Here is a 2,801-nt window from a genome sequence, read left to right as displayed (position 1 = left end):
CCGTCCGCCGCTAACTTCATAAGAGCAAGCTCTTAATCCATTCGCTCGACTTGCATGTATTAGGCACGCCGCCAGCGTTCATCCTGAGCCAGGATCAAACTCTCCAATAAAGTTAGTTTGTCTAGCATCATAAAATAAAAATTGACGTTTCACGTTGTTTGTTTCGTTCAGTTTTCAAAGAACTTGTCTGCCGCTCATTTGCGACTTCCTTATGTTAACATCTTCGTTAGTTAATGTCAACTAAGTTTTTTATTTCGTTTGTCGCTTTCGACGTTATTGTCATCGGCGACTTGTTCTATATTACACCTCTAAGTATTAATCGTCAATACGTTTTTTAAAAAAACTTCATTTTTTTAAAACCCTATTTACATACCTCTTCTATCAGAATATATAAGCAACCCATATAATACTCTATGGGTTGCTTTCCATCATAAAAACTATTGTTCTTTTGAAGGTACCGAACAGCTTTCATCTGTACAAGACATATCGCTTCCACCTTCTGAAGAAAGCTCTTGTAACTTAGGTACAGGATTCTCTTCTTCCCACACTTGCTGAAGTGCACCAACAAAAGTTTCAAGTGGTTGTGCACCTGAAATAGCATACTTTTGATTAATAATAAAATAAGGTACTCCTGAAATTTGATATTGCTGAGCAATCGCTTCATCAACTCTAACATCATTTGCATATGCGCTTTTATCATTAATAACCTGTAAAGCTTCTTGTTTGTCTAGACCTGAAGCTTCAGCTATAGTAGCGAGCGTATCCACATCACTTAAATTTCTTGATTCAGTGAAATATGCAAAAAGTAGATTTTCCGTAATCTCTTTTTCTTTCCCTTGATCCTTTGCAAATTTCGCAAGACGATGCGCATCAAAAGTGTTCGTCGGCTTCATCTCATCAAAATTAAAACTTAAACCCATACTAGCTGCATGATTACCTAACTGCACGTTATTACGTTTCGCTTCTTCAATACTAATCCCATACTTTGATGCAAGTACTTCATTAATACTTGTTCCAGAATAGATTGGAGCATTTTGGTCTAATTCAAAACTTTTAAACTCAACTTCAACATCCTTCTTATGAGGAAATTGCTCTAAAGCCACTTCTAACCTACGTTTCCCAATGTAGCAAAATGGGCATACAAAATCTGACCATACTTCAATTTTCATAGAAACACCTCATTAACATGTAGTTTTCAATCATTGTAGCACTGGCACTAAGGAATTCAAAAATTTATGCTTCAAGCCTTAAATACTACAACCTAAAATAAATTTATAAATAGAAAAACGATAATCAAAAGTATTACCTTCTGATTATCGTATATATAAATCTAATTATGCTTGAATATATCTTCCCACGAACTTCCATACGGTATTCCAATACGTATTTGAATCTATCTTCTCAGCTTCTCCATGTCCAGCACCTGGAACAATTAATTTCTCTTTTTCTACTTTTGCAGCATTATATACTTCATCTAACATTTCAAAAGGAACGAATGTATCCGCATCCCCATGAATGAATAGCATCGGTGTTTTACTTTTTGCAACTTGTTTAATAGCTGAAGCTTCTTCTAAATCATATCCAGCTCTTAATTTTGTAACTGTATTTGCCGCATTCATAACAGGAAACTTCGGCAAGTGGAATAGATCTTTTAATTGATACGTAAATTCATCAACAACAGTTGAGTACCCACAATCTTCAATAATAACTTTAACGTTAGAAGGTAAATCCTCACCTGAAGTCATCATTACAGTTGCCGCGCCCATCGAAACACCAAATAGTGCTATTTCAGCATTAGGATCTTTCTTTACAATTTGTTGAATCCAAATCAAAATGTCTTTACGATCATGCCAGCCCATACCAACATAATCCCCTTCACTATTCCCGTGCCCACGAAGATCTGGTGCTATGACATTATAGCCTTGTTCATAAAAGTTGCGAATATATTTCGTCATTTCTGATGCCCTACCATTGTATCCATGAACTACAATCGCCCATTTATGACTAGATTGTTCATTCATATATTCATAACCTGTTAAATTCAGTTTATCGAAAGAACGTATAGTTAATGTGTTAGGCTTATACTTTGATACGAAGTTCGCATTCTTCTCTTCATTTGTAGCCAATGCATCTCCCGATGCATTTACCGTTTCTACTAAATGAGGATTATCTTCCAAAAATTCTTTTTCTTGTTTCGCATTCAACGCATAGTTATAAAAATAATTTCCAACTAACATATACACAATCGCTAGAAGGATTAAGACTACTATAGTAATTATACCTATCTTTTTCATATTATCTCCTTTTTAAAAATTAAATATCCCTATATTAAAGCACTCAAAAAATAACGGTACTATTTTAACACACCAATAGATTGCTTCCACAAAAAATAAAATATAAAATCTGAAACTACACATCGAAAATGATGAAAGAAATTGAATACAAAAGGATAACTCGAGGCTAATAAGAAGTTAGAAACACAAAAAAGACGAGTCATTCTGACTCGTCTTAAGCTTGCTTGGCGACGTCCTACTCTCACAGGGACAAGGTCCCAACTACCATCGGCGCTAGAGAGCTTAACTTCCGTGTTCGGTATGGGAACGGGTGTGACCTCTCTGCCATCATCACCAAACTATTGAAGGCATATTCCTTCAAAACTAGATAACATTTGCTACATATTATATGGTTAAGTCCTCGATCTATTAGTATTCGTCAGCTCCACATGTCACCATGCTTCCACCTCGAACCTATCAACCTGATCATCTTTCAGGGATCTTACTAGCTTACGCTATGGGAAATCT

2 protein-coding genes and 3 rRNA genes are annotated in these 2,801 nt (G+C 35.5%); all 5 read right to left on the bottom strand.

Annotated elements, in window-relative coordinates; translation table 11 throughout:
• A 16S ribosomal RNA gene (locus tag PQF83_RS28400) occupies positions 1-110 on the bottom strand; the annotation flags it as partial.
• 327 nt (positions 111-437) lie between these two features.
• A complete protein-coding gene (locus PQF83_RS28395; RefSeq protein WP_000687960.1) occupies positions 438-1,169 on the bottom strand; it encodes a DsbA family oxidoreductase in 732 nt (243 codons plus the stop codon).
• 165 nt (positions 1,170-1,334) lie between these two features.
• A complete protein-coding gene (locus tag PQF83_RS28390) occupies positions 1,335-2,294 on the bottom strand; it encodes an alpha/beta hydrolase (protein WP_000719448.1) in 960 nt (319 codons plus the stop codon).
• Positions 2,295-2,516: 222 nt separating this feature from the next.
• Positions 2,517-2,632: ribosomal RNA gene (gene rrf / locus PQF83_RS28385) — 5S ribosomal RNA — on the bottom strand.
• Between the two features lie 50 nt (positions 2,633-2,682).
• Positions 2,683-2,801, bottom strand: a 23S ribosomal RNA gene (locus PQF83_RS28380); the annotation flags it as partial.

It is taken from the genome of Bacillus sp. FF-1 (assembly GCF_028548245.1).
GTDB lineage: Bacteria > Bacillota > Bacilli > Bacillales > Bacillaceae_G > Bacillus_A > Bacillus_A paranthracis.
Note: the sequence above shows the minus strand (reverse complement) of the source record. Positions and strands in the feature narration are given on the sequence as shown.

What these genes read in the sequence shown, in the direction of transcription:
- PQF83_RS28395 (WP_000687960.1), bottom strand. Translation starts at nt 1,169, where the DNA reads ATGAAAATTGAAGTATGGTCAGATTTTGTATGCCCATTTTGCTACATT.
- PQF83_RS28390 (WP_000719448.1), bottom strand. Translation starts at nt 2,294, where the DNA reads ATGAAAAAGATAGGTATAATTACTATAGTAGTCTTAATCCTTCTAGCG.